The 25967-nt window shown below is 35.4% G+C and carries 19 protein-coding genes, 6 tRNA genes and 3 rRNA genes; 23 read left to right on the top strand and 5 right to left on the bottom strand.

Annotation, left to right across the window (positions count from 1 at the left end):
* The 3 genes from JX000_RS03360 (at position 1) to JX000_RS03370 (ending at position 3646) form a co-directional block, all read left to right on the top strand.
* On the top strand, positions 1 to 1032 hold the full coding sequence (locus JX000_RS03360) for a FecCD family ABC transporter permease (protein WP_145505369.1): 1032 nt from the start codon (positions 1 to 3) through the stop codon (positions 1030 to 1032).
* The gene (locus tag JX000_RS03365) at positions 1029 to 1994 is read left to right on the top strand and encodes a FecCD family ABC transporter permease (RefSeq protein WP_145505366.1); all 966 of its coding nucleotides are present in this window, start codon (positions 1029 to 1031) and stop codon (positions 1992 to 1994) included. Before JX000_RS03360 ends, JX000_RS03365 begins: the two co-directional genes overlap by 4 nt.
* 281 nt (positions 1995 to 2275) lie before the next feature.
* Positions 2276 to 3646: a YjiH family protein gene (locus JX000_RS03370; protein WP_002450473.1), complete on the top strand. Its 1371-nt coding sequence runs from the start codon at positions 2276 to 2278 to the stop codon at positions 3644 to 3646.
* Between the two features lie 80 nt (positions 3647 to 3726).
* Here JX000_RS03370 and JX000_RS03375 read toward each other — a convergent pair whose 3' ends face one another.
* Together JX000_RS03375 and JX000_RS03380 are read right to left on the bottom strand one after the other, a co-directional pair.
* The gene (locus JX000_RS03375; RefSeq protein WP_145505360.1) at positions 3727 to 4050 is read right to left on the bottom strand and encodes a heme oxygenase; all 324 of its coding nucleotides are present in this window, start codon (positions 4048 to 4050) and stop codon (positions 3727 to 3729) included.
* A 161-nt stretch (positions 4051 to 4211) separates the two neighbouring features.
* Complete coding sequence (locus JX000_RS03380; RefSeq protein WP_002450471.1) at positions 4212 to 4472, bottom strand: SunI/YnzG family protein; 261 nt, start codon at positions 4470 to 4472, stop codon at positions 4212 to 4214.
* Between the two features lie 196 nt (positions 4473 to 4668).
* Here JX000_RS03380 and JX000_RS03385 point away from each other — a divergent pair, with 196 nt between their 5' ends.
* From JX000_RS03385 to glmM, 20 genes are all read left to right on the top strand, one after another.
* The gene (locus tag JX000_RS03385; protein ID WP_002450470.1) at positions 4669 to 5190 is read left to right on the top strand and encodes a metal-dependent hydrolase; all 522 of its coding nucleotides are present in this window, start codon (positions 4669 to 4671) and stop codon (positions 5188 to 5190) included.
* Between the two features lie 66 nt (positions 5191 to 5256).
* A complete protein-coding gene (locus JX000_RS03390) occupies positions 5257 to 6444 on the top strand; it encodes a UTP--glucose-1-phosphate uridylyltransferase (protein WP_206140884.1) in 1188 nt (395 codons plus the stop codon).
* Between the two features lie 18 nt (positions 6445 to 6462).
* Positions 6463 to 7146, top strand: a complete 684-nt coding sequence (gene trhA, locus JX000_RS03395) for a PAQR family membrane homeostasis protein TrhA (RefSeq protein ID WP_206140885.1) — start codon at positions 6463 to 6465, stop codon at positions 7144 to 7146.
* Positions 7147 to 7367: 221 nt separating this feature from the next.
* The gene (sdrM, locus tag JX000_RS03400; protein WP_206140886.1) at positions 7368 to 8705 is read left to right on the top strand and encodes a multidrug efflux MFS transporter SdrM; all 1338 of its coding nucleotides are present in this window, start codon (positions 7368 to 7370) and stop codon (positions 8703 to 8705) included.
* A gap of 120 nt (positions 8706 to 8825) precedes the next feature.
* Complete coding sequence (locus JX000_RS03405) at positions 8826 to 9293, top strand: SepA family multidrug efflux transporter (RefSeq protein WP_002450466.1); 468 nt, start codon at positions 8826 to 8828, stop codon at positions 9291 to 9293.
* Between the two features lie 75 nt (positions 9294 to 9368).
* The gene (locus tag JX000_RS03410) at positions 9369 to 10811 is read left to right on the top strand and encodes an MDR family MFS transporter (RefSeq protein ID WP_206140887.1); all 1443 of its coding nucleotides are present in this window, start codon (positions 9369 to 9371) and stop codon (positions 10809 to 10811) included.
* A 146-nt stretch (positions 10812 to 10957) separates the two neighbouring features.
* Positions 10958 to 12022: a P-loop NTPase gene (locus JX000_RS03415; RefSeq protein ID WP_002450464.1), complete on the top strand. Its 1065-nt coding sequence runs from the start codon at positions 10958 to 10960 to the stop codon at positions 12020 to 12022.
* Positions 12023 to 12460: 438 nt separating this feature from the next.
* Positions 12461 to 14013: ribosomal RNA gene (locus tag JX000_RS03420) — 16S ribosomal RNA — on the top strand.
* 380 nt (positions 14014 to 14393) lie between these two features.
* Positions 14394 to 17315: ribosomal RNA gene (locus tag JX000_RS03425) — 23S ribosomal RNA — on the top strand.
* Between the two features lie 70 nt (positions 17316 to 17385).
* Positions 17386 to 17500: ribosomal RNA gene (gene rrf / locus JX000_RS03430) — 5S ribosomal RNA — on the top strand.
* The 16S, 23S and 5S rRNA genes sit together here with 6 tRNA genes alongside, the layout of an rRNA operon.
* A 14-nt stretch (positions 17501 to 17514) precedes the next feature.
* Positions 17515 to 17589, top strand: a tRNA-Asn gene (locus JX000_RS03435).
* Position 17590: 1 nt separating this feature from the next.
* Positions 17591 to 17662, top strand: a tRNA-Glu gene (locus JX000_RS03440).
* Positions 17663 to 17667: 5 nt separating this feature from the next.
* Positions 17668 to 17743 (top strand) — tRNA-Val (locus JX000_RS03445).
* Between the two features lie 21 nt (positions 17744 to 17764).
* A tRNA-Tyr gene (locus JX000_RS03450) sits at positions 17765 to 17848 on the top strand.
* Positions 17849 to 17854: 6 nt separating this feature from the next.
* A tRNA-Gln gene (locus JX000_RS03455) sits at positions 17855 to 17929 on the top strand.
* Between the two features lie 3 nt (positions 17930 to 17932).
* A tRNA-Lys gene (locus tag JX000_RS03460) sits at positions 17933 to 18005 on the top strand.
* Between the two features lie 100 nt (positions 18006 to 18105).
* Entirely contained in the window at positions 18106 to 19011 is a 906-nt protein-coding gene (gene rocF / locus JX000_RS03465) for an arginase (RefSeq protein WP_145506776.1), read from the top strand.
* A 127-nt stretch (positions 19012 to 19138) separates the two neighbouring features.
* Complete coding sequence (gene cdaA, locus JX000_RS03470) at positions 19139 to 19945, top strand: diadenylate cyclase CdaA (protein WP_002451707.1); 807 nt, start codon at positions 19139 to 19141, stop codon at positions 19943 to 19945.
* Between the two features lies 1 nt (position 19946).
* Positions 19947 to 20879 (top strand): CdaR family protein, encoded by a 933-nt coding sequence (locus JX000_RS03475; protein ID WP_002451706.1) that lies wholly within the window; start codon positions 19947 to 19949, stop codon positions 20877 to 20879.
* 27 nt (positions 20880 to 20906) lie between these two features.
* Complete coding sequence (gene glmM, locus JX000_RS03480; protein WP_002451705.1) at positions 20907 to 22262, top strand: phosphoglucosamine mutase; 1356 nt, start codon at positions 20907 to 20909, stop codon at positions 22260 to 22262.
* 93 nt (positions 22263 to 22355) lie between these two features.
* On the opposite strand, the gene JX000_RS03485 is transcribed toward glmM, so the two are convergent.
* The 3 genes from JX000_RS03485 to JX000_RS03495 are packed head-to-tail and all read right to left on the bottom strand — an operon-like array spanning position 22356 to position 25944.
* Positions 22356 to 23468, bottom strand: a complete 1113-nt coding sequence (locus tag JX000_RS03485) for a mannitol-1-phosphate 5-dehydrogenase (protein WP_206140888.1) — start codon at positions 23466 to 23468, stop codon at positions 22356 to 22358.
* Positions 23468 to 23902 carry a PTS mannitol transporter subunit IIA gene (locus JX000_RS03490; protein ID WP_002451703.1) on the bottom strand — a complete coding sequence of 145 codons (435 nt, stop codon included), beginning with the start codon at positions 23900 to 23902 and terminating at the stop codon, positions 23468 to 23470. The genes JX000_RS03485 and JX000_RS03490 overlap by 1 nt, the downstream gene beginning before the upstream one ends.
* 14 nt (positions 23903 to 23916) lie before the next feature.
* Positions 23917 to 25944 carry a BglG family transcription antiterminator gene (locus JX000_RS03495; protein ID WP_107536160.1) on the bottom strand — a complete coding sequence of 676 codons (2028 nt, stop codon included), beginning with the start codon at positions 25942 to 25944 and terminating at the stop codon, positions 23917 to 23919.
* Between the last annotated feature and the right edge of the window lie 23 nt (positions 25945 to 25967).

Genomic DNA, 25967 nt, shown 5'->3' on the forward strand with positions numbered 1-25967 from the left:
ATGACTATGAAAGAACAAAGTAGTCAATCCGCTATATTACAAGAAAAAAGAAAACGCACTACACTCGCATATATTGTGAGTGTGTGCTTTCTTTTTATTTGTATTTATTTAAATTTAGCGATTGGTTCTTCTCATATTGAATTTAAAGATATCTTTCATTATATTACAGGGCATACTGATACGAAGCAGTCATTCTTGATACATAATTCAAGAATGCCACGCATGTTAGCAGGTTTATTAATCGGTGGTGCACTGGCACTTGCAGGTTTACTAATGCAATCTATTACAAGAAATCCATTGGCTTCACCGCAAATATTTGGTGTGAATGCTGGTGCTTCTTTTGTAATTGTATTAATAACGGTTCTAATACCATCACTTGAAAGCTATTCCATGATTTTAGCAATGATAGGTGCATTTTTAGGTGGATTAACGGTCTATACACTTTCAGGTTCAACAAAGGCAATGACTCCAGTTAAATTAGCATTAGCAGGTATGGCAGTTCATTTATTCTTTAGTAGTATGACCCAAGGGGTAATATTGTTAAATGAGGATTCCAACTCATCAGTGATGTTTTGGTTAGTAGGTTCATTGTCAGGTGTTAAGTGGCCAGAAGTGATTGCTATTACACCATGGTTAGTTGTGGCTATGATAGTTACAATGCTTATGGGACGACAATTAACAATAATGGAACTAGGCGACGATATTGCTAAAGGATTAGGTCAAAAAATTCAAGTTGTTCGAATGCTCTTAGGATTATTAGTCATTATTTTAGCGGGTTTATCAGTTTCAATCGCAGGTCCTATAGGATTTGTAGGCTTGATCGTACCTCATATTGTTAAACGTTATATCAAAAATAATTATATCTTGATGATTCCACTCACTATTATAATTGGTGCCGATTTATTATTATTTTCTGATGTTTTATCACGACTTGTCACACATCCTTTTGAATCTCCAGTTGGTATCGTGACTTCTTTCGTAGGTGCATTTTACTTCTTATTTATCACAGTTAAAGGGGTGAAACGCGTATGACAAGGAAGAAGCATATGATTAGATATAGTATTGTTACAATATTATTAGTTATTAGTGCCATTTTTAGCTTATGTATTGGCTCAGTAATCGTGAATCCTATCGAGGCGATTAAAGGCATCTTCACACATGATAATTTTATTTTAAATGAATATAGAATCCCTAGAACATTATTAGGACTGATTATCGGTAGCAGTTTAGCGATATCTGGGGCAATTATCCAAGGTGTTGTTCGAAATCCACTTGCCTCTCCAGATGTGATAGGCATCTCTAAAGGTGCTAGTTTAGCTGCTGTCATTATCATCATGTTATTTCCATCTGCACCATTAGCTATATTGCCTATCGGTTCGTTTATCGGGGCGTTAATGATTAGCCTAATATTATCTTTTTTAATTTCTAAATTTGATGTTAAAGGTTCTAATTTAGCTTTAATTGGTTTGGCAATTGGAGCAATATGTACGGCGATTGTGCAGTTCTTGTTAATTCGTAATCCTATGGATGCTAATAATGCACTCGTTTGGTTAACCGGTAGTTTATACGGTCATAATATTTCAAACTTTTTATCTGTATTACCTTGGTTCATTATTACTATTCCGATAATTTTAATGTTGAGCCATCAATTAGATATCCTAGGATTAGGAGATAACGTCGCTGTCGCATTAGGTACTAGAGTTAAAAGATTAAAAATGGTATTACTCATTTTATCAGTAATGTTAGCCGGTGCTTCCATTTCAGTCGTAGGTGGTATTAGCTTCTTAGGATTAATTTCACCTCATATTGCAAGACAAATAGTTGGTCATAAAACAATGCATGTCGCAATGATGTCCGGTTTAATTGGAGCGATATTATTAACATTTGGTGATGGTTTAGCAAGAGGTATTCATCCCCCATTGGATATCCCAGTAGGTGTCATTATTGCTATTATCGGGGCACCTTACTTCTTATTCTTATTAAGAAAAATGTAATCATAAGTTGTACGGCTAATGGACATATGATGCATCAAGACACAGGATATTGTGTTTCTTGGTGCATTTTATATGTCATAAAAATGTTTAAGCGAGTAGCTATGAAATTCTAAAATTATTTAACTTATAGCCATTGCACTTTGAATGTAAATCGCGTATAGTATTAAATACTTAATTATTCATAAAAATGTATATATATGAGATGACGTTTAGAAAGAAATATAAATGTAATTTGAGTATATATAATTGTATTTTAAATAGATAGAAATGGATGACGGAAGATGAATAGATATACTAAGCAAGAAATCATTAAAGGTCGAATTAAATTTATTACAATGTCACTTATCGGCATCATTTTATTCTTAATTCCTATACCAGTAGAACAAGATGGTAAAAAGCAAACGACACTACCTGTTGCATTTTTAGCTAATTGGTTAAAAGATATTGTGGGTGGGGCGATGCCATTTATCATTGTGACAATTATAACATTATCGGCGATTTTAACACTCATTTGTTCTACGATTTTAAAAGATAAATTAGATCCAAAGGGCTTATTGTATAATGCGTTTAATGTAAATGTGAGTTGGATAATATTAAGAGTTTTAGCCGTTATCTTTGCATGGATGACGTTACTAAAAGTCGGACCTAAAATGATATATTCAGAAGATACTGGTGGACTTGTGTTTTCTAGTTTATTACCAACTTTAGTAGCTGTATTTTTATTTGCGGCTTTATTTTTACCATTACTTATGGAATACGGTCTATTAGAGTTGTTAGGACCTTTATTTAGACCTGTCATGCGACCATTGTTTACATTGCCTGGCCGTTCAACAGTAGATAATTTGGCATCATTTATTGGTGACGGAACTGTTGGTGTATTAATTACAAGTCGCCAATATGAAGAAGGTTTTTATTCAAGAAGGGAAGCAACGGTGATTTCCACGACTTTTAGTGTGGTATCAATTACCTTTGCAATTATTATTGCAGATACTGTTAAAATGCAAGATCAATTTTTCTTATTCTATTTAAGTGTTATCATTTCATGTTTAATCGCGGCAGTAATCATGCCAAGAATATGGCCATTGAATAAGATACCAGATGAATATGCGAAAGACGTATCGAGTGATGCAAGAACAGAGCAACTTCCTGAAAGTAAGACGGCGATTGGTCATGGATTTGATATGGCTACCGAAGTAGGGATTAAAGCACCAGGTGTGAAAGACTTCTTTAAATCTGGATTAAAAACAGTTGTAGATATGTGGTTTGTGATACTACCTGTAGTGATGAGTATTGGTACGATTGCGACTATTATTGCAAACTATACACCAATCTTTGAATTGATTGGTAAACCATTCGTTCCGTTTTTACAATTATTACAAATCCCTGAAGCTACTCATGCATCCCAAACTATTTTAATTGGCTTTGCAGATATGTTCTTACCATCTATATTAATTGAAAGTGCACATAGTGATTTAACTCGATTTGTTATTGGTGCATTGAGTATTACACAATTAATATATTTATCAGAAGTAGGCGGCGTCATTTTAGGCTCAAAAATACCAGTTAACATTGGCAAACTATTCGTTATCTTCTTAATCAGAACAATTATTACATTACCTATTATTACTTTAATCGCACATCTATTTTTATAATATAAAAGCCAAGATGACTTATTTGTTGCTATAACAATTGCTCATCTTGGCTTTTTATTATTTTAACTTTTTGGGTAATATTATGGATTTAAAACAGATAGCACATTTGCTTTTACAATTTGGTTGCTTATAACTGGAGATGGTTCATCACTTTTGGAATCTTTAGGTCGTTGATGTGCCTCTTTAAATGCATCACTTTTTACCCAGTTATTAAAATCCTCTTCTGTTTCCCACCATGTATTAACGTACATATCCTCAGTGTCATCGTCTTCGTTATTAACTTGCCAAACTTCGATTTTATGAAATCCTTTTAACGATTCAATCTTCCCGCCTTGTGTAAATCTTGGCGTCATTTTTTCTGCAAAACCTTGTTTTACAGTAATGCGATTTGTAACAACAAACATTAAAAATCACTCCTTATATATTTGTATTAGTCGTAATTGTGTTCTAATTAAATTATAGTCTTTCAACAGTACTATTAAAAATAAAAAGAGACAATGAATATTGCACTTTTTAGCAATACCATTGTCTCTCTTATGTTTATTGAAACTTTATTATTAAAAGATTATTTTGTTAGTTCGTTATACACTTTTTGATCATTTTGAGTATAAATAATGTATTCATGGTCATCTGTATCAATAATAACGCGATTTGTTTTACCAAATGTAGAACCAATTCTAGAAACTTCTCTACCTTCAACGTTAGGTACTGCATGAATATCTTGGTCTTGAGAGATATTTTTAATTTCATTCGTTGGAATTTTGATATCTGCTACTCTCCATTGGATTCTAACCTCATTATTATCTTTTTTTACTGTCATTGCCATGATCCAATACACATCCTTTAATTAATTTTGTATATATATCATAAATCATTTTGTAACCGTTTTCAAGATAAAATGTGATACTTTTTAAAATTAAGTCATACTAATTGATATTTAGTTTAATATTGCTCAGACCGAAAATACGTTCGTATAAATAAGGAGAATATGATAAAATATTGCTATTAAAGGAGAGGTAATTATGACTGGAAAGACACATGCATCTTGTGGACTATTAGTAGGTGCACTAACAACTCAATATTTTCATACAGATTTATTTTCATCAGTGACAGTTATTGTATTGTCGGTCATTTCTAGTTTATTACCTGATATTTGTCATACCCAAAGTAAAATAGGTAGGAAATTTAAAATACTTAGTTTTTTAATTCGACTCTTATTTGGTCATCGGACATTTACCCATTCATTATTATTTATAGGAATCATAGGGATTTTACTTCATATCATAGATACACCTATATATTATGAAGTAGCAATTATCATAGGATTGATTTCACATGTTATACTAGACATGGTAACACCCAAAGGGGTTAAATTATTGTATCCATTGCCAATAACAATTAAAACGCCATTGAATTTTAAAACAGGTGGACTTGTAGATTTATCACTTGCGACTGCTTTAACAGTTGGAGCCATTTATGTGTTTTTTCAAAGTGAAGTAAATGATATCATACATCATTGGGGATACCTATTTACGCAATATTAAAAACAAGATACATAAATTCGAACTTGAAATCGAGTGAAATTATAATTTACATAAGGAGACAAATTGATGTTAGAGAAAAATAAATTAGAGAAATTTAATCAACAACATTTATACGAATATGAAAAATTAATGAGTAGTAATGAAAAACAAGCACTTGAAGATAAAATTGAATCATTAGATTTAGAAGAAATTCAAGAGATGTATAAAAACTTATATGTTAATAGACAAACGATTGAAGATGCATCAGATGTTTCGGAAGTTAAATATACTGTTAAGTCTGAACTTGACGAACAAAGGAAAGATGAATATAGAAATCAAGGTATTGAAGCTATAAGAAATGGACAGTTTGCAGTAGTATTAATGGCTGGAGGACAAGGGACTAGATTAGGTTATTCAGGTCCGAAAGGCTCATTTGAAATTGAAGGCGTGAGTTTGTTTGAATTACAAGCACGTCAATTACTCGAATTAAAGAAAGAAACAGGACATACGATGGATTGGTATATCATGACAAGTGATATCAACCATGAAGCAACATTAGCTTATTTTGAACAGCAACAGTATTTTAATTATGATGTAGACAAAATTCATTTCTTTAAACAAGATAATATCGTTGCATTAAGTGAAACAGGACAGCTTGTGTTGAATGAAGCGGGCCATATTATGGAAACACCAAATGGTAATGGTGGTATCTTTAAATCACTTAAAAAAGCTGGCTATCTTGATAAAATGAAACAAGATAATGTTAAATATATATTTTTAAATAATATCGATAATGTATTAGTTAAAGTTTTAGACCCAATGTTTGCAGGATTTACAGTCTCAAATAATAAAGATATTACGTCTAAGACAATAAAACCTAAAAAAGGTGAAAGTGTTGGGAGACTTGTAAATAAAGATAGTAAAGATACAGTTCTCGAGTATTCAGAACTTGATCCTAATGTTGCAAATCAATTTGATAACGCAAACATTGGTATCCATGCATTTAAATTAGGATTTATTATGAGTGCAGTTGATAGAGAATTACCTTATCATTTAGCAATTAAAAATTTAAAACAACTAGATGAAGACTTTGGAGTAGTTGAACGACCAACACTTAAATTCGAGTTATTCTATTTTGATATTTTCCGTTATGGTACTAGCTTTATTACGTTACAAGTATCAAGAGAAGAAGAGTTTTCACCATTGAAAAATAAAGAAGGAAAAGACAGCGTAGAAACGGCAACGGCTGATTTGAAACAAATGGGAATGATTTAAACTAAGGTGGTCCATATCATGTCAAACACAGAACAACATATTGAATCAAATCATAGTTCTTTTAAAGATATTATGCCTTTGTCATTTGGTGAGGAAGTTGGTAATACTGTCACACATGGCTTTGCATCATTTTGTACAATGATTATATTACCATACGCTGCAGTGCATAGTTTTAATAAGGGCGGCACATTATTGTCGACAAGTATTTCAATATTTGTCATAAGTTTATTTTTAATGTTCATATCATCAACGGTCTATCATGCTATGGCGAATCATACAGTACAAAAATATGTATTGCGAATTATAGATCATAGTATGATATATGTTGCGATATCAGGTACATATACACCAATACTTTTAAATGTAGTTGGTGGTTGGTTAGGTTGGACTGTGTTTATTCTATTATGGGGGACAACAGTGTGGGGCATTTTGTATAAGTCAATTGCCACTCATGTTAACCATAAGCTAAGTCTAATAGTTTATTTAGTTATGGGGTGGGTAGGTGTTATATTTGCACCTATTATCGTTTTACGAACATCATGGATATTTATACTATTTATTGTATTAGGTGGTTTATCTTATACTATTGGTGCTTGGTTTTATGCACAAAAAAACCGACCATATTTTCATATGATTTGGCATATATTTATTTTAATAGCTTCATTTTTCCATTTAAAAGGCATACTATTTTTTATGTCTTAAACAGAAAATATAAGGTAACTAGGGATATTACGATGATGTCTCTAGTTACTTTTTTAATTAATTAGAAATCATTTAAAAAAGAGATATCTTTTTTTACAGGTAGAAAAATAAGATAAAATATAACTAATTGAAAAAGTCATACTAATTAATGATTGTTTTATTAAATGAAAGTCTATAATATAGATTGAGTTGTAAGAAAAATTAAGTTGGAGGACAACTAAATGAGATTAAAATCGATGATAACGGTATTAGCGTTAATTTTGATAATGTTTATGGCTGCAATTGAAGCGTCAATTATTTCACTAGCAATGCCGACCATTCGTCAAGATTTAAATGCTGGAAGCTTTATTTCTTTAGTATTTACAGCATATTTTATTGCTTTAGTTATAGCAAACCCGATTGTTGGTGAACTGATGTCGCGATTTAAAATTATATATATCGCTATCACAGGGTTAGTTTTATTTGCCATTGGTAGTTTTATATCAGGTACAAGTGAAACTTTTACGATGCTCATTATATCTAGAGTCATTCAAGGATTTGGTGCTGGTGTGATGATGTCGTTATCACAAATTGTTCCAAAACTTGCCTTTGAAATTCCATTAAGATATAAAATTATGGGCATTGTAGGTAGTGTTTGGGGCGTATCAAGTATTATAGGCCCACTTTTAGGTGGAGGTATTCTTGAAATAGCAACTTGGCATTGGCTTTTCTTCATTAATATCCCCATTGCACTTATTGCGATTATATTAGTCATTTTTACATTCCATTTTCCAGAGGAAGAAATCGTATCTAAAACAAACTTTGATGTTAAAGGTTTAAGTTTATTTTATGTATTTATTGGTTTATTAATGTTTAGTTTGCTTAATCAGGGTCAGGTTGTATTGAATGTTTTATCACTACTACTTGCACTATTGGTAGGGTTTATTTTATATAAAGTTGAAAAAACAACTGATCACCCATTTTTACCAATTGTAAAATTTAACAAATCGATTGCTTTAGTATTTATTACAGATTTATTAATTGCCATTTGTTTAATGGGCTTTAATTTATACATTCCTGTATATTTACAAGAACAATTAGGTTTATCACCACTTCAAAGTGGATTTGTTATTTTTCCATTATCTGTGGCATGGATAATATTAAACTTTAACCTAGCTAAATTAGAAGCAAAATTTTCTAGAAAAGCATTGTATATTGGTGCATTTACGTTCCTAATTATTGGAAGTATCATTATTATTTTCGGTATAAAACTACCTTTACTTATAGCGTTTAGCGTTATTCTTGCTGGCTTAAGTTTTGGGTTTGTGTATACAAAAGACAGTGTCATTGTTCAAGAGGAAACGTCACCACATCAAATGAAAAAGATGATGTCATTTTACGCTTTGACTAAAAACCTAGGGTCATCAATGGGATCAACTGTTATGGGCTATATGTATGCTATGAAATCAGGGTTGTTCGGTAGCAACTTGCATAATGTATTAGGATTAGCCATTGTTATTGCAATTGTATTAGTGGCGATATGGAGTTTCATTTATAAAAACAAACCGGTGACTAACTAATAAAATTTAACAAATCGTTTAGAACGCCTACATGAATTGTGGGCGTTTTTATAATTTTATAAGGTCATCGATTAATGGTAAAATACTTTATGTATTCAAAATAGGAGGAGGATAAGTGTAATGAAGTTTTTTAGAAATAAGATGTATAATTTAATATCTACACTTATTGTTCTTACTATTTTTATTATTTCAGGAACGATTTTTTTAATGTTTTTAGGGTTTGGTTTATATGGCTTAAGTAGGATTTTGATATATTTTAAATTAGGTTATTTTGGCTATAATAAAAGCTTTTACGACAATATTTTCTATTATGGAAGCTATATTGTTTTAGGATATTTCACTTTATTCGCAGTAGAACATCTTATGGATTACTTTAGAAAACGCTTGCCACAAAACCCATACTTTCAAGGAGTTACTTATCATTTAATAGGATACTCTGTTACGACAATATTGTTTTACTTTATAATACATGTCCATTACACATATATAGATATTAAGTTTTGGGTGATTATGGTAATTATAGGATTTTTATATATTTGTAAAGAAATTTTCTATCCAGATAGCACAAATTTAAATAATAAAAAGTAATGAGCACTAAATTTGAATAGTTTTTCGTAGTTTGTTTGAATGAAATACTATTATTGAATAAAGGAGATTATGTTCATGAGCAATATAGAAATTAATAAAAGACGAAGGAATTTAATTGTTTCTGTAATGCTAATTAGTGCTTTTGTAGCTATTTTAAATCAAACATTATTGAATACAGCTTTACCGCATATTATGAGAGAATTAAAAATCGATGAAAGTACATCTCAGTGGTTGATAACGGGATTTATGTTAGTTAATGGTGTTATGATTCCGTTAACAGCATATTTAATGGATCGAGTTAAAACGAGACCATTATATTTATCTGCAATGGGTACCTTTTTAATTGGATCGATTGTAGCTGCCATTGCACCTAATTTTGGTGTCTTAATGACTGCGAGAGTTATTCAAGCTATGGGTGCAGGTGTATTAATGCCTCTTATGCAATTTACATTGTTTACACTGTTTTCTAAGGAAAGACGTGGATTTGCAATGGGATTAGCTGGTTTAGTAATTCAATTTGCACCTGCAATCGGACCTACGTTCACAGGTTTAATTATTGATCATGTGAGTTGGAGAGTACCATTCATAATTATAGTTGGTATCGCATTAATTGCACTTGTCTTCGGTTTTATATTTATTTCAAGCTATAACGAAACTAAGCAAACTAAGCTCGATAAACGTTCTATATTATATTCAACAGTTGGATTTGGTATGATGTTATATGCATTCAGTAGTGCGGGTAGTTTAGGCTTCGCGAATCCAATTATCATAGTTACATTAATAGTAAGTTTGATAATCATATTGATATTTGTTAGACGTCAATTAACAATTTCCAATCCATTACTTAATTTAAAAGTGTTTAAGACGAGAACTTTTTGTTTTAGTACGATTACTTCAATGATAGTGATGATGTCCATGGTTGGACCTGCATTATTAATTCCATTATATGTACAAAATGCTTTAGCATTGTCCGCATTATTATCAGGTCTAGTCATCATGCCTGGTGCGATAATTAATGGCTTAATGTCTGTGTTTACAGGTAGTTTTTATGATAAATATGGTCCAAGGCCTCTTATCATTTCCGGTTTTACTATTTTAACCGTATGCACATTTTTATTGTGTTTCTTAAAAGCAGACACATCCTATATGTATTTAATTATTATATATGCAATAAGAATGTTTGCAGTTTCTTTATTAATGATGCCTATTAATACAGCTGGTATTAACGCACTAGAAAATAAAAACATTTCCCATGGTACAGCCATTATGAACTTTGGACGTGTTATGGCTGGATCTTTAGGAACAGCTTTAATGGTTACATTTATGAGTATGGGCTCAAAATGGTTAGGATCTACAATAGCAACATCAGGAAGTAAAGAAATGATACAGCGACAAACCGTTGCTGCAGGTGTAGATGTATCATTTGCGTTAGTAACATTATTCGTAGTAGTTGCATTTAGTTTCGCATTATTCATCAAAGAACCTAGAAATAAGAATAAAAATATTAGAGAAATATAAAAATCATGAAATCATAGAAGTTAGCTATTTATTTAAAGCTAACTTCTTTTTTTATTACATAAAAAGTCTTATACTAAAAAAGATAGACTAGGTAATAGCACAGTATAGTTATTTAGTTGAGACAATATAAATAAGGGGGATTTACTTTGTTAACGGTAAATCAAGTCAAAGAATTAGTTGGAGAAATAAAAGATCCAATTATTGATGTACCTTTAAAAGAAACTAACGGAATAGTTGATGTTTCTATTAAAGAAGAAATTGAACATGTTAGTGTTAAAATTGCTATGGCACAATTAGGTGGACAACCTCAACTAGACTTACAAATGGCTGTAGTTAAAACGCTAAAAGAAAATGGAGCGAAAACAGTAGGTATTAGATTCGAAGAGTTACCTGCAGGTACAGTTGAACAGTATAGAGGTAAAGGTACTGAAAAGCCTAAAACGATAGAAGGATTATTATCAAAGAATAATTCTGTTGAATTTATAGCAATTGCGTCAGGTAAAGGCGGCGTTGGAAAATCAACAGTTGCAGTTAATCTAGCAGTTGCTTTAGCTAGAGAAGGAAAAAAAGTTGGACTAGTAGATGCTGATATTTATGGATTTAGTGTACCTGATATGATGGGCATTGATGAAAAACCTGGTATCGAAGGGAAAGAAGTTATCCCAGTTGAAAGATATGGCGTTAAAGTTATTTCTATGGCTTTCTTTGTTGAAGAAAATGCACCAGTCATTTGGAGAGGACCAATGTTAGGTAAAATGCTTACTAACTTTTTCACGGAAGTAAAATGGGGTGATCTAGATTACTTATTATTAGATTTACCTCCAGGTACTGGTGATGTTGCGCTAGATGTTCATTCTATGCTTCCTTCTAGTAAAGAAATTATTGTCACTACACCTCATCCAACTGCAGCATTTGTTGCTGCGAGAGCAGGTGCTATGGCTAAACATACAGACCATTCAATTTTAGGTGTAATTGAAAACATGAGTTATTTTGAAAGTAAAGAAACTGGCAATAAAGAATACGTGTTTGGTAAAGGTGGCGGAACGAAACTAGCAGATGAGTTAGAAACTCAATTGTTCGGTGAATTACCATTAGAACAACCAACATGGGACCCTACAGATTTTTCTCCGTCTATCTATCAACCTGAAGATAGATTAGGCAAAATCTATCAGACAATTGCTCAAAAAGTAATCGCAAGTACACAAAAGTAACAAAAAGTTATTAAGCGTATAAAATTAACTATAATTTTATACGCTTTTTCTATTGCATTTTAGAAAAATCCTGTTAGAATATTTTCTTGTGAGTTATTCAACTCCAAAATATCAATAAAAAAACTTTGATTTTATTATTGACTTCAAAACATTAAATTGATATTATATAAAAGTCGTCAAAAACGACAAGTTAAGTTTAATAAAATTTCGTTAAGAAAGTGTAAAACTTACTATTGCAAAGCGGAAACAAATCGTTTAGACTTAATAAAGTAATCTTAATTAAATATTGACTTCGAATTAAAGAAGTTATATAATAATGAAGATTGTTTCAAATGAACATTGAAAACTGAATGACAATATGTCAACGTTAATTCCAATAATGTAACGAAAGTTACAACAATTAATTTAGTTTTATGAGCTAATCAAACATCATAATTTTTTATGGAGAGTTTGATCCTGGCTCAGGATGAACGCTGGCGGCGTGCCTAATACATGCAAGTCGAGCGAACAGATAAGGAGCTTGCTCCTTTGACGTTAGCGGCGGACGGGTGAGTAACACGTGGATAACCTACCTATAAGACTGGGATAACTTCGGGAAACCGGAGCTAATACCGGATAATATATTGAACCGCATGGTTCAATAGTGAAAGGCGGCTTTGCTGTCACTTATAGATGGATCCGCGCCGTATTAGCTAGTTGGTAAGGTAACGGCTTACCAAGGCAACGATACGTAGCCGACCTGAGAGGGTGATCGGCCACACTGGAACTGAGACACGGTCCAGACTCCTACGGGAGGCAGCAGTAGGGAATCTTCCGCAATGGGCGAAAGCCTGACGGAGCAACGCCGCGTGAGTGATGAAGGTCTTCGGATTGTAAAACTCTGTTATCAGGGAAGAACAAATGTGTAAGTAACTGTGCACATCTTGACGGTACCTGATCAGAAAGCCACGGCTAACTACGTGCCAGCAGCCGCGGTAATACGTAGGTGGCAAGCGTTATCCGGAATTATTGGGCGTAAAGCGCGCGTAGGCGGTTTTTTAAGTCTGATGTGAAAGCCCACGGCTCAACCGTGGAGGGTCATTGGAAACTGGAAAACTTGAGTGCAGAAGAGGAAAGTGGAATTCCATGTGTAGCGGTGAAATGCGCAGAGATATGGAGGAACACCAGTGGCGAAGGCGACTTTCTGGTCTGTAACTGACGCTGATGTGCGAAAGCGTGGGGATCAAACAGGATTAGATACCCTGGTAGTCCACGCCGTAAACGATGAGTGCTAAGTGTTAGGGGGTTTCCGCCCCTTAGTGCTGCAGCTAACGCATTAAGCACTCCGCCTGGGGAGTACGACCGCAAGGTTGAAACTCAAAGGAATTGACGGGGACCCGCACAAGCGGTGGAGCATGTGGTTTAATTCGAAGCAACGCGAAGAACCTTACCAAATCTTGACATCCTTTGACCGCTCTAGAGATAGAGTTTTCCCCTTCGGGGGACAAAGTGACAGGTGGTGCATGGTTGTCGTCAGCTCGTGTCGTGAGATGTTGGGTTAAGTCCCGCAACGAGCGCAACCCTTAAGCTTAGTTGCCATCATTAAGTTGGGCACTCTAAGTTGACTGCCGGTGACAAACCGGAGGAAGGTGGGGATGACGTCAAATCATCATGCCCCTTATGATTTGGGCTACACACGTGCTACAATGGACAATACAAAGGGCAGCTAAACCGCGAGGTCAAGCAAATCCCATAAAGTTGTTCTCAGTTCGGATTGTAGTCTGCAACTCGACTACATGAAGCTGGAATCGCTAGTAATCGTAGATCAGCATGCTACGGTGAATACGTTCCCGGGTCTTGTACACACCGCCCGTCACACCACGAGAGTTTGTAACACCCGAAGCCGGTGGAGTAACCATTTATGGAGCTAGCCGTCGAAGGTGGGACAAATGATTGGGGTGAAGTCGTAACAAGGTAGCCGTATCGGAAGGTGCGGCTGGATCACCTCCTTTCTAAGGATATATTCGGAACATCTTCGTAGAAGATGAAGGAATAACATTGACATATTGTATTCAGTTTTGAATGTTTATATAACATTCAACATATCTTCTTTTTCAAAGAAAGCGATTCGCAGACAATGCGTTGAGTTACTTTAAAGCGGAGTTTACTAGAGTAAATGGGTATTTAAAGTAATGATAACAAAGCAGTATGCAAACGCTTGACTGGAAATAGAACTTGTACATTGAAAACTAGATAAGTAAGTAAAACAGATTTTACCAAGCAAAACCGAGTGAATTAGAGTTTTAAAGCTTGAATTCATAAGAAATAATCGCTAGTGTTCGAAAGAACACTCACAAGATTAATAACGCGTTTCCTGTAGGATGGAAACATAGATTAAGTTATTAAGGGCGCACGGTGGATGCCTTGGCACTAGAAGCCGATGAAGGACGTTACTAACGACGATATGCTTTGGGGAGCTGTAAGTAAGCGTTGATCCAGAGATTTCCGAATGGGGAAACCCAGCATGAGTTATGTCATGTTATCGATATGTGAATACATAGCATATCAGAAGGCAGACCCGGAGAACTGAAACATCTTAGTACCCGGAGGAAGAGAAAGAAAAATCGATTCCCTGAGTAGCGGCGAGCGAAACGGGAAGAGCCCAAACCAACAAGCTTGCTTGTTGGGGTTGTAGGACACTCTATACGGAGTTACAAAAGTATATATTAGACGAATCATCTGGAAAGTTGAATCAAAGAAGGTAATAATCCTGTAGTCGAAAATATATACTCTCTTGAGTGGATCCTGAGTACGACGGAGCACGTGAAATTCCGTCGGAATCTGGGAGGACCATCTCCTAAGGCTAAATACTCTCTAGTGACCGATAGTGAACCAGTACCGTGAGGGAAAGGTGAAAAGTACCCCGGAAGGGGAGTGAAAGAGAACTTGAAACCGTGTGCTTACAAGTAGTCAGAGCCCGTTAATGGGTGATGGCGTGCCTTTTGTAGAATGAACCGGCGAGTTACGATTTGATGCAAGGTTAAGCAGCTAATGTGGAGCCGTAGCGAAAGCGAGTCTGAATAGGGCGTTTAGTATTTGGTCGTAGACCCGAAACCAGGTGATCTACCCTTGGTCAGGTTGAAGTTCAGGTAACACTGAATGGAGGACCGAACCGACTTACGTTGAAAAGTGAGCGGATGAACTGAGGGTAGCGGAGAAATTCCAATCGAACTTGGAGATAGCTGGTTCTCTCCGAAATAGCTTTAGGGCTAGCCTCAAGTGATGATTATTGGAGGTAGAGCACTGTTTGGACGAGGGGCCCTTCTCGGGTTACCGAATTCAGACAAACTCCGAATGCCAATCAATTTAACTTGGGAGTCAGAACATGGGTGATAAGGTCCGTGTTCGAAAGGGAAACAGCCCAGACCACCAGCTAAGGTCCCAAAATATATGTTAAGTGGAAAAGGATGTGGCGTTGCCCAGACAACTAGGATGTTGGCTTAGAAGCAGCCATCATTTAAAGAGTGCGTAATAGCTCACTAGTCGAGTGACACTGCGCCGAAAATGTACCGGGGCTAAACATATTACCGAAGCTGTGGATTGTCCGTAGGACAATGGTAGGAGAGCGTTCTAAGGGCGTCGAAGCATGATCGCAAGGACATGTGGAGCGCTTAGAAGTGAGAATGCCGGTGTGAGTAGCGAAAGACGGGTGAGAATCCCGTCCACCGATTGACTAAGGTTTCCAGAGGAAGGCTCGTCCGCTCTGGGTTAGTCGGGTCCTAAGCTGAGGCCGACAGGCGTAGGCGATGGATAACAGGTTGATATTCCTGTACCACCTAGTATCGTTTTAATCGATGGGGGGACGCAGTAGGATAGGCGAAGCGTGCTATTGGATTGCACGTCCAAGCAGTAAGACTGAGTGTTAGGCAAATCCGGCACTCATAAGGTCAAGCTGTGATGGGGAGAGGAAATTGTTTCCTCGAGTCGTTGATTTCACACTGCCAAGAAAAGCCTCTAGATAGATAACAGGTGCCCGTACCGCAAACCGACACAGGTAGTCAAGATGAGAATTCTAAGGTGAGCGAGCGAACTCTCGTTAAGGAACTCGGCAAAATGACCCCGTAACTTCGGGAGAAGGGGTGCTCTTTAGGGTTAACGCCCAGAAGAGCCGCAGTGAATAGGCCCAAGCGACTGTTTATCAAAAACACAGGTCTCTGCTAAACCGTAAGGTGATGTATAGGGGCTGACGCCTGCCCGGTGCTGGAAGGTTAAGAGGAGTAGTTAGCTTCTGCGAAGCTACGAATCGAAGCCCCAGTAAACGGCGGCCGTAACTATAACGGTCCTAAGGTAGCGAAATTCCTTGTCGGGTAAGTTCCGACCCGCACGAAAGGCGTAACGATTTGGGCACTGTCTCAACGAGAGACTCGGTGAAATCATAGTACCTGTGAAGATGCAGGTTACCCGCGACAGGACGGAAAGACCCCGTGGAGCTTTACTGTAGCCTGATATTGAAATTCGGCACAGCTTGTACAGGATAGGTAGGAGCCTTTGAAACGTGAGCGCTAGCTTACGTGGAGGCATTGGTGGGATACTACCCTAGCTGTGTTGGCTTTCTAACCCGCACCACTTATCGTGGTGGGAGACAGTGTCAGGTGGGCAGTTTGACTGGGGCGGTCGCCTCCTAAAAGGTAACGGAGGCGCTCAAAGGTTCCCTCAGAATGGTTGGAAATCATTCATAGAGTGTAAAGGCATAAGGGAGCTTGACTGCGAGACTTACAAGTCGAGCAGGGTCGAAAGACGGACTTAGTGATCCGGTGGTTCCGCATGGAAGGGCCATCGCTCAACGGATAAAAGCTACCCCGGGGATAACAGGCTTATCTCCCCCAAGAGTTCACATCGACGGGGAGGTTTGGCACCTCGATGTCGGCTCATCGCATCCTGGGGCTGTAGTCGGTCCCAAGGGTTGGGCTGTTCGCCCATTAAAGCGGTACGCGAGCTGGGTTCAGAACGTCGTGAGACAGTTCGGTCCCTATCCGTCGTGGGCGTAGGAAATTTGAGAGGAGCTGTCCTTAGTACGAGAGGACCGGGATGGACATACCTCTGGTGTACCAGTTGTCGTGCCAACGGCATAGCTGGGTAGCTATGTATGGACGGGATAAGTGCTGAAAGCATCTAAGCATGAAGCCCCCCTCAAGATGAGATTTCCCAACTTCGGTTATAAGATCCCTCAAAGATGATGAGGTTAATAGGTTCGAGGTGGAAGCGTGGTGACACGTGGAGCTGACGAATACTAATCGATCGAAGACTTAATCAAAATTTATGTTTTGCGACGCAAAATCATTTTACTTACTATCTAGTTTTGAATGTATAATACATTCCATTTGTCTGGTGACAATGGCAAGGAGGTCACACCTGTTCCCATGCCGAACACAGAAGTTAAGCTCCTTAGCGCCGATGGTAGTCGGACTAACGTTCCGCTAGAGTAGGACGTTGCCAGGCAAATATATAATTATTCCACAGTAGCTCAGTGGTAGAGCTATCGGCTGTTAACCGATCGGTCGTAGGTTCGAGTCCTACCTGTGGAGCCATGGCTCCTTGGTCAAGCGGTTAAGACACCGCCCTTTCACGGCGGTAACACGGGTTCGAGTCCCGTAGGAGTCATTTATGGAGAATTAGCTCAGCTGGGAGAGCATCTGCCTTACAAGCAGAGGGTCGGCGGTTCGAACCCGTCATTCTCCACCATTGATTTTAATTAAATATGCTGGAGGGGTAGCGAAGTGGCTAAACGCGGCGGACTGTAAATCCGCTCCTTCGGGTTCGGCAGTTCGAATCTGCCCCCCTCCACCATCTTAATGGGCTATAGCCAAGCGGTAAGGCAACGGACTTTGACTCCGTCACGCGCTGGTTCGAATCCAGCTAGCCCAGCCATAAGAGCCATTAGCTCAGTTGGTAGAGCATCTGACTTTTAATCAGAGGGTCAGAGGTTCGAATCCTCTATGGCTCACTCTTAACATCTTTCTTCGGAAAGATGTTTTTTTATGTTGTTTTATGTAAGCGGATACATTATTCTATAAATAACATGATAAAAAGAGGTGGATATATTAATGAAGAACATAGATATTATTGGGGCACCTTCGACATTTGGCCAAAGAAAATTAGGTGTGAATTTAGGTCCAGATGCTATAAGATATGCAGGATTACAGGAAAGATTAGAAAATTTAGGTATGAATGTTCAAGATATTGGCAATATAGACGTTCCTGCTATAGATTTGAAAAAGTTTAATTCTGAGCAACAAGGCTTGAGAAATTATGATGAAATTATAAGCGTCTCAAATGCACTTAGCGAAAAAGTTGAACAAACGATAGTAAATCATAGATTTCCATTAGTTTTAGGTGGAGATCATTCTATAGCGGTAGGTTCAATTTCTGGTATTAGTAAACACTATGAAAATCTTGGTGTAATTTGGTATGATGCTCATGGAGATTTGAATATACCTGAAGAGTCACCATCAGGAAATATACATGGGATGCCACTAAGAATATTATTAGGTGATGGTCCAAGTGATCTTGTTAATTTAAATAATAGTCAACCTAAACTTAAACCTGAAAATATAGTTTTAATTGGGATGAGAGATTTGGATAAAGGTGAACGTGAGTATATCAAAGCACAAAACATTAAAACTTATACTATGGCAGATATAGATAAACTTGGAATCGAAACAGTTATTAATGATACTTTAAGTTATTTGAAATCAAGAAATGTTGATGGGTTACATTTATCATTAGATGTCGATGCCTTAGATCCAACTGAAACACCAGGAACAGGAACAAGAGTATTAGGTGGGTTAAGTTATAGAGAAAGCCATTTTGCTTTAGAATTACTTCATGAAAGTAATATGATTACATCAATGGATTTGGTTGAAGTTAATCCATTAATTGATTTACATAATAGTACAGCTGAACAAGCAGTTTCATTACTTGGGACATTTTTCGGAGAAACATTATTATAAAATAATTATTGCAACTTGCATGTGTTTTGACATGCAAGTTTTTTTCATTTTTCTCACCGTTCATATGACACGTGTTCTAATGATTGATATAATGGATGATATGGAAAATGTTATCGGAGGAGATGTTATGGATTTTTCCAATTTTTTTCAAAATTTCAGTACTTTGAAAGTCATAACTAGTGTCCTCGATTTATTGATTGTGTGGTATGTCCTTTACTTACTTATTACAGTTTTTAAAGGAACTAAGGCAATACAATTATTAAAAGGTATTGTTGTTATAGTAATCGGTCAACAAATCAGTAAAATGCTAAATTTGACTGCGACTTCTAAATTGTTCGATATCGTAATTCAATGGGGTGTACTTGCTTTAATAGTTATTTTCCAACCTGAGATTCGAAGAGCGCTTGAACAATTAGGTAGAGGAAGTTTCTTGAAACGTTATACAAATGCCTATACTAAAGATGAAGAGAAGTTAATCCAATCTGTATCTAAAGCGGTTCAGTATATGGCTAAGCGTCGTATAGGTGCGTTAATAGTGTTTGAGAAAGAGACAGGTTTACAGGATTATATTGAAACTGGAATTCCTATGGATTCTAAAATTTCTCAAGAATTATTAACCAATGTATTTATACCTAATACACCTTTACATGATGGTGCTATGATCATTCAAGGAACAAAAATAGCAGCAGCCGCTAGTTATTTACCTTTATCAGATAGTGTTAAAATTTCAAAAAGTTTAGGTACTAGACACAGAGCAGCAGTAGGTATTTCAGAAGTATCAGATGCTTTTACAGTTATTGTTTCTGAAGAGACAGGTGATGTGTCAGTAACATTTGATGGTAAACTAAGACGAGATATTTCAAATGAAGTGTTTGAAGAATTACTAGCTGAGCATTGGTTTGGCACACACTTTCAAAAGAAAGGTGTGAATTAATATGTTAGAGAGTAAGTGGGGGTTAAGATTCGTTGCACTTATTTTAGCAATATTTTTCTTCTTATCTGTTAATAATGTTTTTGGTAACATATTTAATTCAGATGATATTTCACAGAAATCAACAAAGACAATCCAAGATGTTCCAGTGGAAGTAGTTTATAACCATAAAGATTTACATGCAACTCATGTTCCAGATACTGTAGATGTGAACATTTCAGGGCCACAATCTAAATTATTAAAAATTGAAAGTCCAGATGACTTAAAAGTAGTGGTTGATTTATCTGGTGAAAAAGCTGGTAAATATCATGAAAAATTCCAAGTTAAAGGAATAAGTAATGGTATTAATTACAATGTAAAACCTAAAGCAGCCAATATTACATTGGAAAAGAAAACGACTAAGACGATGCATGTTCAACCGGATGTAAGTCAAAGCGATATTTCAAATGAATATAAAATAGATAAACAACAAATTTCACCTGAGACAGTTAAAGTTACAGGTGGAGAAGAACAATTGAATCAAATTGCTTACTTAAAAGCAACATATAAAAATGCAACTAAGATTAGTAAAGATACGAAAGATGTTGCAGATGTTAATGCTTACGATAAAGATTTAAATAAATTAAACGTATCAATTAACCCAGGACAAGTTGATTTGAAAGTGTCTGTTAAGCCTTTTAGTAAAAAAGTTAAGGTTAATACTAAGACTACTGGAAATTTAGATGGTAATAAAAAAGTTGATCATATTAAAATAGATGATGATGAAGTAGAGATTTATGGTAGTAGAGAAGACTTACAGGGTATAGATAATATCACAGCTGAAGTTGATTTAGATCATATTTCAGAATCAACTGAAAAGACAGTGAAATTTAATTTGCCTAAGAATGTAAGTAAGGTTGAACCTGAAGAAACAAAGGCTTATATTACGGTTAAATAAATGAAAGAAATAAAAGGAGAGTAAATCATGGGAAAATATTTTGGTACTGACGGTGTCAGAGGTGTCGCAAACGAAGAGTTAACACCAGAACTAGCATTTAAATTAGGTAGATATGGTGGCTATGTACTAGCACATAATAAAGGTGAAAAAAATCCTAGGGTACTTGTAGGAAGGGATACAAGAGTCTCTGGTGAAATGTTAGAATCTGCATTAATTGCAGGGTTAATTTCTATTGGTGCAGAAGTCATGCGTTTAGGTATTATTTCTACTCCAGGTGTTGCATATTTAACTAGAGAAATGGACGCAGGACTAGGTGTTATGATTTCGGCATCACATAACCCAGTTGCTGATAATGGTATTAAATTCTTTGGTTCTGATGGATTTAAACTTTCTGATGATCAAGAAGAAGAAATAGAAGCACTATTAGATCAAGATGAACCAAGTCTTCCAAGACCAGTTGGTACTGATATCGTTCATTACTCAGATTATTTTGAAGGTGCACAAAAATATTTAAGTTATTTAAAATCAACAGTAGACGTGAATTTAGAAGGCATGAAAATAGTTTTAGATGGTGCCAATGGATCTACATCATCATTAGCACCATTCTTATTCGGTGATTTAGAGGCGGATACTGAAACAGTAGGCTGTAGTCCTGATGGCTATAATATCAATGAGGAATGTGGTTCTACACATCCTCAAGCACTTGCAGAAAAAGTACTTGAAACTGGAGCAGATTTTGGATTAGCATTTGATGGTGATGGTGACAGAATCATTGCTGTAGATGAAAAAGGACATATCGTTGATGGTGACCAAATTATGTTCATCATTGGCCAAGAAATGCACAAGAATCAAGAACTAAATAATAATATGATTGTTTCAACAGTTATGAGTAATTTAGGTTTCTATAAAGCATTAGAGAATGAAGGTATCCAATCTAATAAAACAAAAGTCGGCGATCGTTACGTGGTTGAAGAAATGAGACGTGGCAATTATAATCTTGGTGGCGAACAATCAGGTCATATTGTTTTAATGGATTATAATACAACAGGCGACGGATTATTAACAGGTGTGCAACTTGCAGCTATCGTTAAAATGTCAGGTAAATCATTGAGTGAATTAGTTTCACAAATGAAAACTTATCCGCAATCACTAATCAATGTGAGAGTAACTGATAAATATCGTGTTGAAGAAAATATTGATGTTAAAGAAGTAATGACTAAAGTTGAAGTGGAAATGAATGGTGAGGGTAGAATTTTAGTACGTCCTTCAGGTACAGAACCTTTAGTACGTGTGATGGTAGAAGCATCAACTGACGAAGATGCACAAAGATTTGCACAACAAATTGCCGATGTAGTCGAAGACAAGATGGGTTTAGATAAATAAATGATAAGAGCACATGTCACAAATTAAATGTGGCATGTGTTTTTTATATTACAAAAAGAACCAGAAACAGTAGTTTCTGGTTCTTTAAATATCTTATTTTGCAACTAGTTCATTATATTCTTTTTCAATTTCTTCAGCTAATGGTCCTTCAACTTTAGCATATGTTTGTAAGAAGGCTTTAATACCATTTTCATGAATATAATTATTTTTCTCAACTGTTTCTTGATCAGCTTTGTCGTCATATTTTAGAAGTAGGGCAGCTGCTTTAACCAAGCCATCTCTTTCTAAATTATGTTCATATAAATAATTCAATGGTTTGATGATACGATCTTTCGGTCCAATTTTACGTAGTGTTCCGCGACCTACGCGAGTAACTTCATCAGAAAGATGTGGGTTATTGAAACGTTCGATAATTTTTTCTACGTATTGTGATTGTTCAGTTTTAGTGAAATCAAATTCACGAGTAATATATTCGCTTGTTTCAGCTAATACACGTCTTAAACCTGCTTCAATCGTACTATCTTGAACGGCATCTAATACTGTTGCCTTATTATCATTATATCCTGCATATGCTATAAATGCATGACCTGTATTTACTGTTAATAATTTTCTTTCGATATAAGGTGTTAGATCATCAACGTATTTAATATGATCTAACTCTTGACCATACCAAGCGTCTTTTTCGACTACCCACTCGAAGAACGGTTCTACCATAACATCTAAAATATTTTCATTTTTTTGTAATGGAACGATTCTATCAACTGCAGAGTTTGCAAAGTGAATATGATCGCCTAGAGGGCCAGTGATATCTAAGATAGCTTTTTTAAGTGTGTCTGTTGCCATTATTGCATTTTCACATGCAACGATATTAACATGATTTTCTTTTTCTTTTAAATATGGTGCAAATGATTTAGCGATAATTGGTAAGATATTAACACCAACTGCAGTAGTAATTAAATCAGCTTCTAAAATAGCTTGTTTTAATTCATCAGACGGTTTAGCTGAGTTAATCGCATCAACATTGTTCACACGTGTAGTTGTTTTAGACTCATCTGCTAAAATAACGTCGTATTCATGCTCTTTTTGTAAAGCATTAATAATGTCTTCGTTAACATCTGCAAATGTAACTTTAATATTATTATCTGCTAAGATATAACCAATAAAACCACGACCGATATTACCGGCACCAAAATGTACTGCTTTCATTATGCATCAGCCTCCTCAAAGACTTGTTTGATTTCGTCAGCAGATTTAGCATTGATAATACGCTCTACATTTTCTTCTTCACTGAAAGTAATCGCGATTTTAGATAATAGGTCTAAATGTTCTCCATCTTTACCAGCAATACCAACTACGACTTTAACTTCTTCGCCATTCCAATCTACGCCTTCAGGAATTTGTAATAAGCTTAATCCAGATTGGATAACGTTTCCTTTAGCTTCTTCAGTACCATGTGGTATAGCTAAGCCATTGCCCATAAATGTAGATACGACATCTTCACGATCTTTCATTGCTTGGATGTAGTTTTCTGTTACAGCACCACTATCTACTAAAGCTTGTCCTGCTTTTTCGATTGCTTCGTTTTGACTACCTACTGATACATTGATAAAGATATTTTCGTTACTGAATAATTCACTCATTGATTAATACACTCCTAAATTAATTGTTGTTTTATTTGTTTTAAAAATTGCTTTTCTAGTATGGTTTTAAATTCCTGTGGATTTTGCATAAAATCATCTAAGTTTTCCAAATGATCGCTAAGTGTTTCTGATATTGTACTAACTAGTTTTGTCATGATTGCATCTTCTGGAATAAACATACTTAACATATATTTAATTAAATGATTGTCATTTTGAACATTACTCAACACTATTGGTTCTTCCAAGGTCGTAATAAGGATACTAGGTTGTTTAAACATAGCATCTTTCATATGTGGAATTGCAATAGGGTAGGGTTGTAATATCCAACTTGGATTTTCCTCTAACCGCTGTTGTAATTGTTCAGCGAATGACTGACCATCTTCAATGATATGTTGACTTACTAAGTAATCAGCTAAATGTTGTTTCCAATTTTTAACTGATTTATATTCTATTTTCACTGAATCAACTAATTTTAAACCTGCGCGCATGGTTTCTAAAATATCTTCTGAGGATGCTTTTTGAGTCTCCACATCCTTCTCTTTTACCACCTGATGTGATTCTTTGGTATTTAAAAATGACGCCACATAACCGATATCTGAATCAGGAAGTAGGGGATTCACTGTTAAAAATGGTCTATCGATATCTAAATTAACTGTCGATATTATGCCATCATAACTAGATAAATCTAATACATTTAAATCACTTACAGATGCTTGGGTAATACGTTCAATTTCACTAAATACTTGTTCAAGACGAGTTGCTAATAAACGACTAGTCCCAATACCGCTACTACAAACAACTAGAATGTTTAGAAATTGATGTCCTTGATTTTTGATAGATCCTCCAAAATGAAGCACGATAAAGGCGACTTCACTTTCAGGGAATATCAAATCTGGCCAAACGATGCGTAACGCCTTACTCACATTATCAAATAGTCTTGGATATTTGTACTTAATCATATCGGTTAACGGGTTGTAAGTTTCAATATTTGATTCTAAGCGATTGATAGCTGGATTAATATGCAATGATAAACCATTTATTAAAGTATCTTTATCATCAAAGTATTGGCCTGAAATCTCTTCTACTGACTGTACAAAAGATTTAATTTTTTGTTCGCTTTTTTTATCTTCAAATAATGAATCTTTAGTATCTTTACGTTTTGAACCGCGCAAATGAATGGTAATAAATGTGATTTCAGCTTGGTTAAATTGAACATCGTATAAGTATTCTAAATGTTTGGCGATTTCACTAGCAATTTCATGTTCAAACGTATCTTTTACAGATTGATAAATGTCATCATTAAGTGATACATATTCGTTGTTTTGCATTCTTGTAATACTTAAAACGATATGAACAGTTAGTGTTAAATAGCTAGATTCAGTCAATGAATAGGGAAGTTGCCCTAAATAATCCATTAAAATTCTCTCAACTTTAAATATTCTATCTAAATCCACAAGTGATTGCTGAGATTGATGTAATGATTGGTAAACAAAGTGGTTTTCGATTACTGAATACACACTTGTACTATTTAAGTTATTCACCATTAATTGACTTAAGAACTCTCTTTTTTTAGATTCAGTGCCGTTTAAAATAACACCTTCGCCACGTTTACGTGTTAATGATAATTGATATAATGATAAATCTTGTTCTAATTCATCTAGCAATTTGGTTAACGACTGAATGGATACGCCAATTTCTTGAGCTAGACTATATTGTTTAACAGCATGCTTAGACTGTATAAGAGCATATAGAATAATAACTTTTTGCTCTTCTACTGATAAATCGAGCGTTTGCTGCTGAGTCATTTCAAGTTTTAATGCTTGAATATTTTGGTTAAGTCCTTTTAAGCGTATTCCTTTTTTATTTACACGTTCTAATTCTATAGAGAAAGTATCAATATAAGATTCAACATGTTTTAATTCTCTATGAATAGTACGAGAGGACACTGCCAGTTGCTGAGCAATGTCGTATATAGTGACATATTGACCGTGATACTTGATTAATAGTTCTATAATCTCTTTTTCACGTGTACTCAATAACATGGCGGTATCCTCCATTTAATATT

This window comes from Staphylococcus sp. SB1-57, assembly GCF_017086425.1.
In the GTDB taxonomy this organism is placed as follows: domain Bacteria; phylum Bacillota; class Bacilli; order Staphylococcales; family Staphylococcaceae; genus Staphylococcus; species Staphylococcus warneri_A.

Coding starts and splice junctions, on each gene's coding strand:
- glmM (WP_002451705.1), top strand. CDS start 20,907: ATGGGAAAATATTTTGGTACTGACGGTGTCAGAGGTGTCGCAAACGAA.
- cdaA (WP_002451707.1), top strand. CDS start 19,139: ATGGATTTTTCCAATTTTTTTCAAAATTTCAGTACTTTGAAAGTCATA.
- sdrM (WP_206140886.1), top strand. CDS start 7,368: ATGAGATTAAAATCGATGATAACGGTATTAGCGTTAATTTTGATAATG.
- rocF (WP_145506776.1), top strand. CDS start 18,106: ATGAAGAACATAGATATTATTGGGGCACCTTCGACATTTGGCCAAAGA.
- JX000_RS03360 (WP_145505369.1), top strand. CDS start 1: ATGACTATGAAAGAACAAAGTAGTCAATCCGCTATATTACAAGAAAAA.
- JX000_RS03490 (WP_002451703.1), bottom strand. CDS start 23,902: ATGAGTGAATTATTCAGTAACGAAAATATCTTTATCAATGTATCAGTA.
- JX000_RS03385 (WP_002450470.1), top strand. CDS start 4,669: ATGACTGGAAAGACACATGCATCTTGTGGACTATTAGTAGGTGCACTA.
- JX000_RS03375 (WP_145505360.1), bottom strand. CDS start 4,050: ATGTTTGTTGTTACAAATCGCATTACTGTAAAACAAGGTTTTGCAGAA.
- JX000_RS03475 (WP_002451706.1), top strand. CDS start 19,947: ATGTTAGAGAGTAAGTGGGGGTTAAGATTCGTTGCACTTATTTTAGCA.
- JX000_RS03495 (WP_107536160.1), bottom strand. CDS start 25,944: ATGTTATTGAGTACACGTGAAAAAGAGATTATAGAACTATTAATCAAG.
- trhA (WP_206140885.1), top strand. CDS start 6,463: ATGTCAAACACAGAACAACATATTGAATCAAATCATAGTTCTTTTAAA.
- JX000_RS03485 (WP_206140888.1), bottom strand. CDS start 23,468: ATGAAAGCAGTACATTTTGGTGCCGGTAATATCGGTCGTGGTTTTATT.
- JX000_RS03365 (WP_145505366.1), top strand. CDS start 1,029: ATGACAAGGAAGAAGCATATGATTAGATATAGTATTGTTACAATATTA.
- JX000_RS03390 (WP_206140884.1), top strand. CDS start 5,257: ATGTTAGAGAAAAATAAATTAGAGAAATTTAATCAACAACATTTATAC.
- JX000_RS03405 (WP_002450466.1), top strand. CDS start 8,826: ATGAAGTTTTTTAGAAATAAGATGTATAATTTAATATCTACACTTATT.
- JX000_RS03380 (WP_002450471.1), bottom strand. CDS start 4,472: ATGGCAATGACAGTAAAAAAAGATAATAATGAGGTTAGAATCCAATGG.
- JX000_RS03410 (WP_206140887.1), top strand. CDS start 9,369: ATGAGCAATATAGAAATTAATAAAAGACGAAGGAATTTAATTGTTTCT.
- JX000_RS03370 (WP_002450473.1), top strand. CDS start 2,276: ATGAATAGATATACTAAGCAAGAAATCATTAAAGGTCGAATTAAATTT.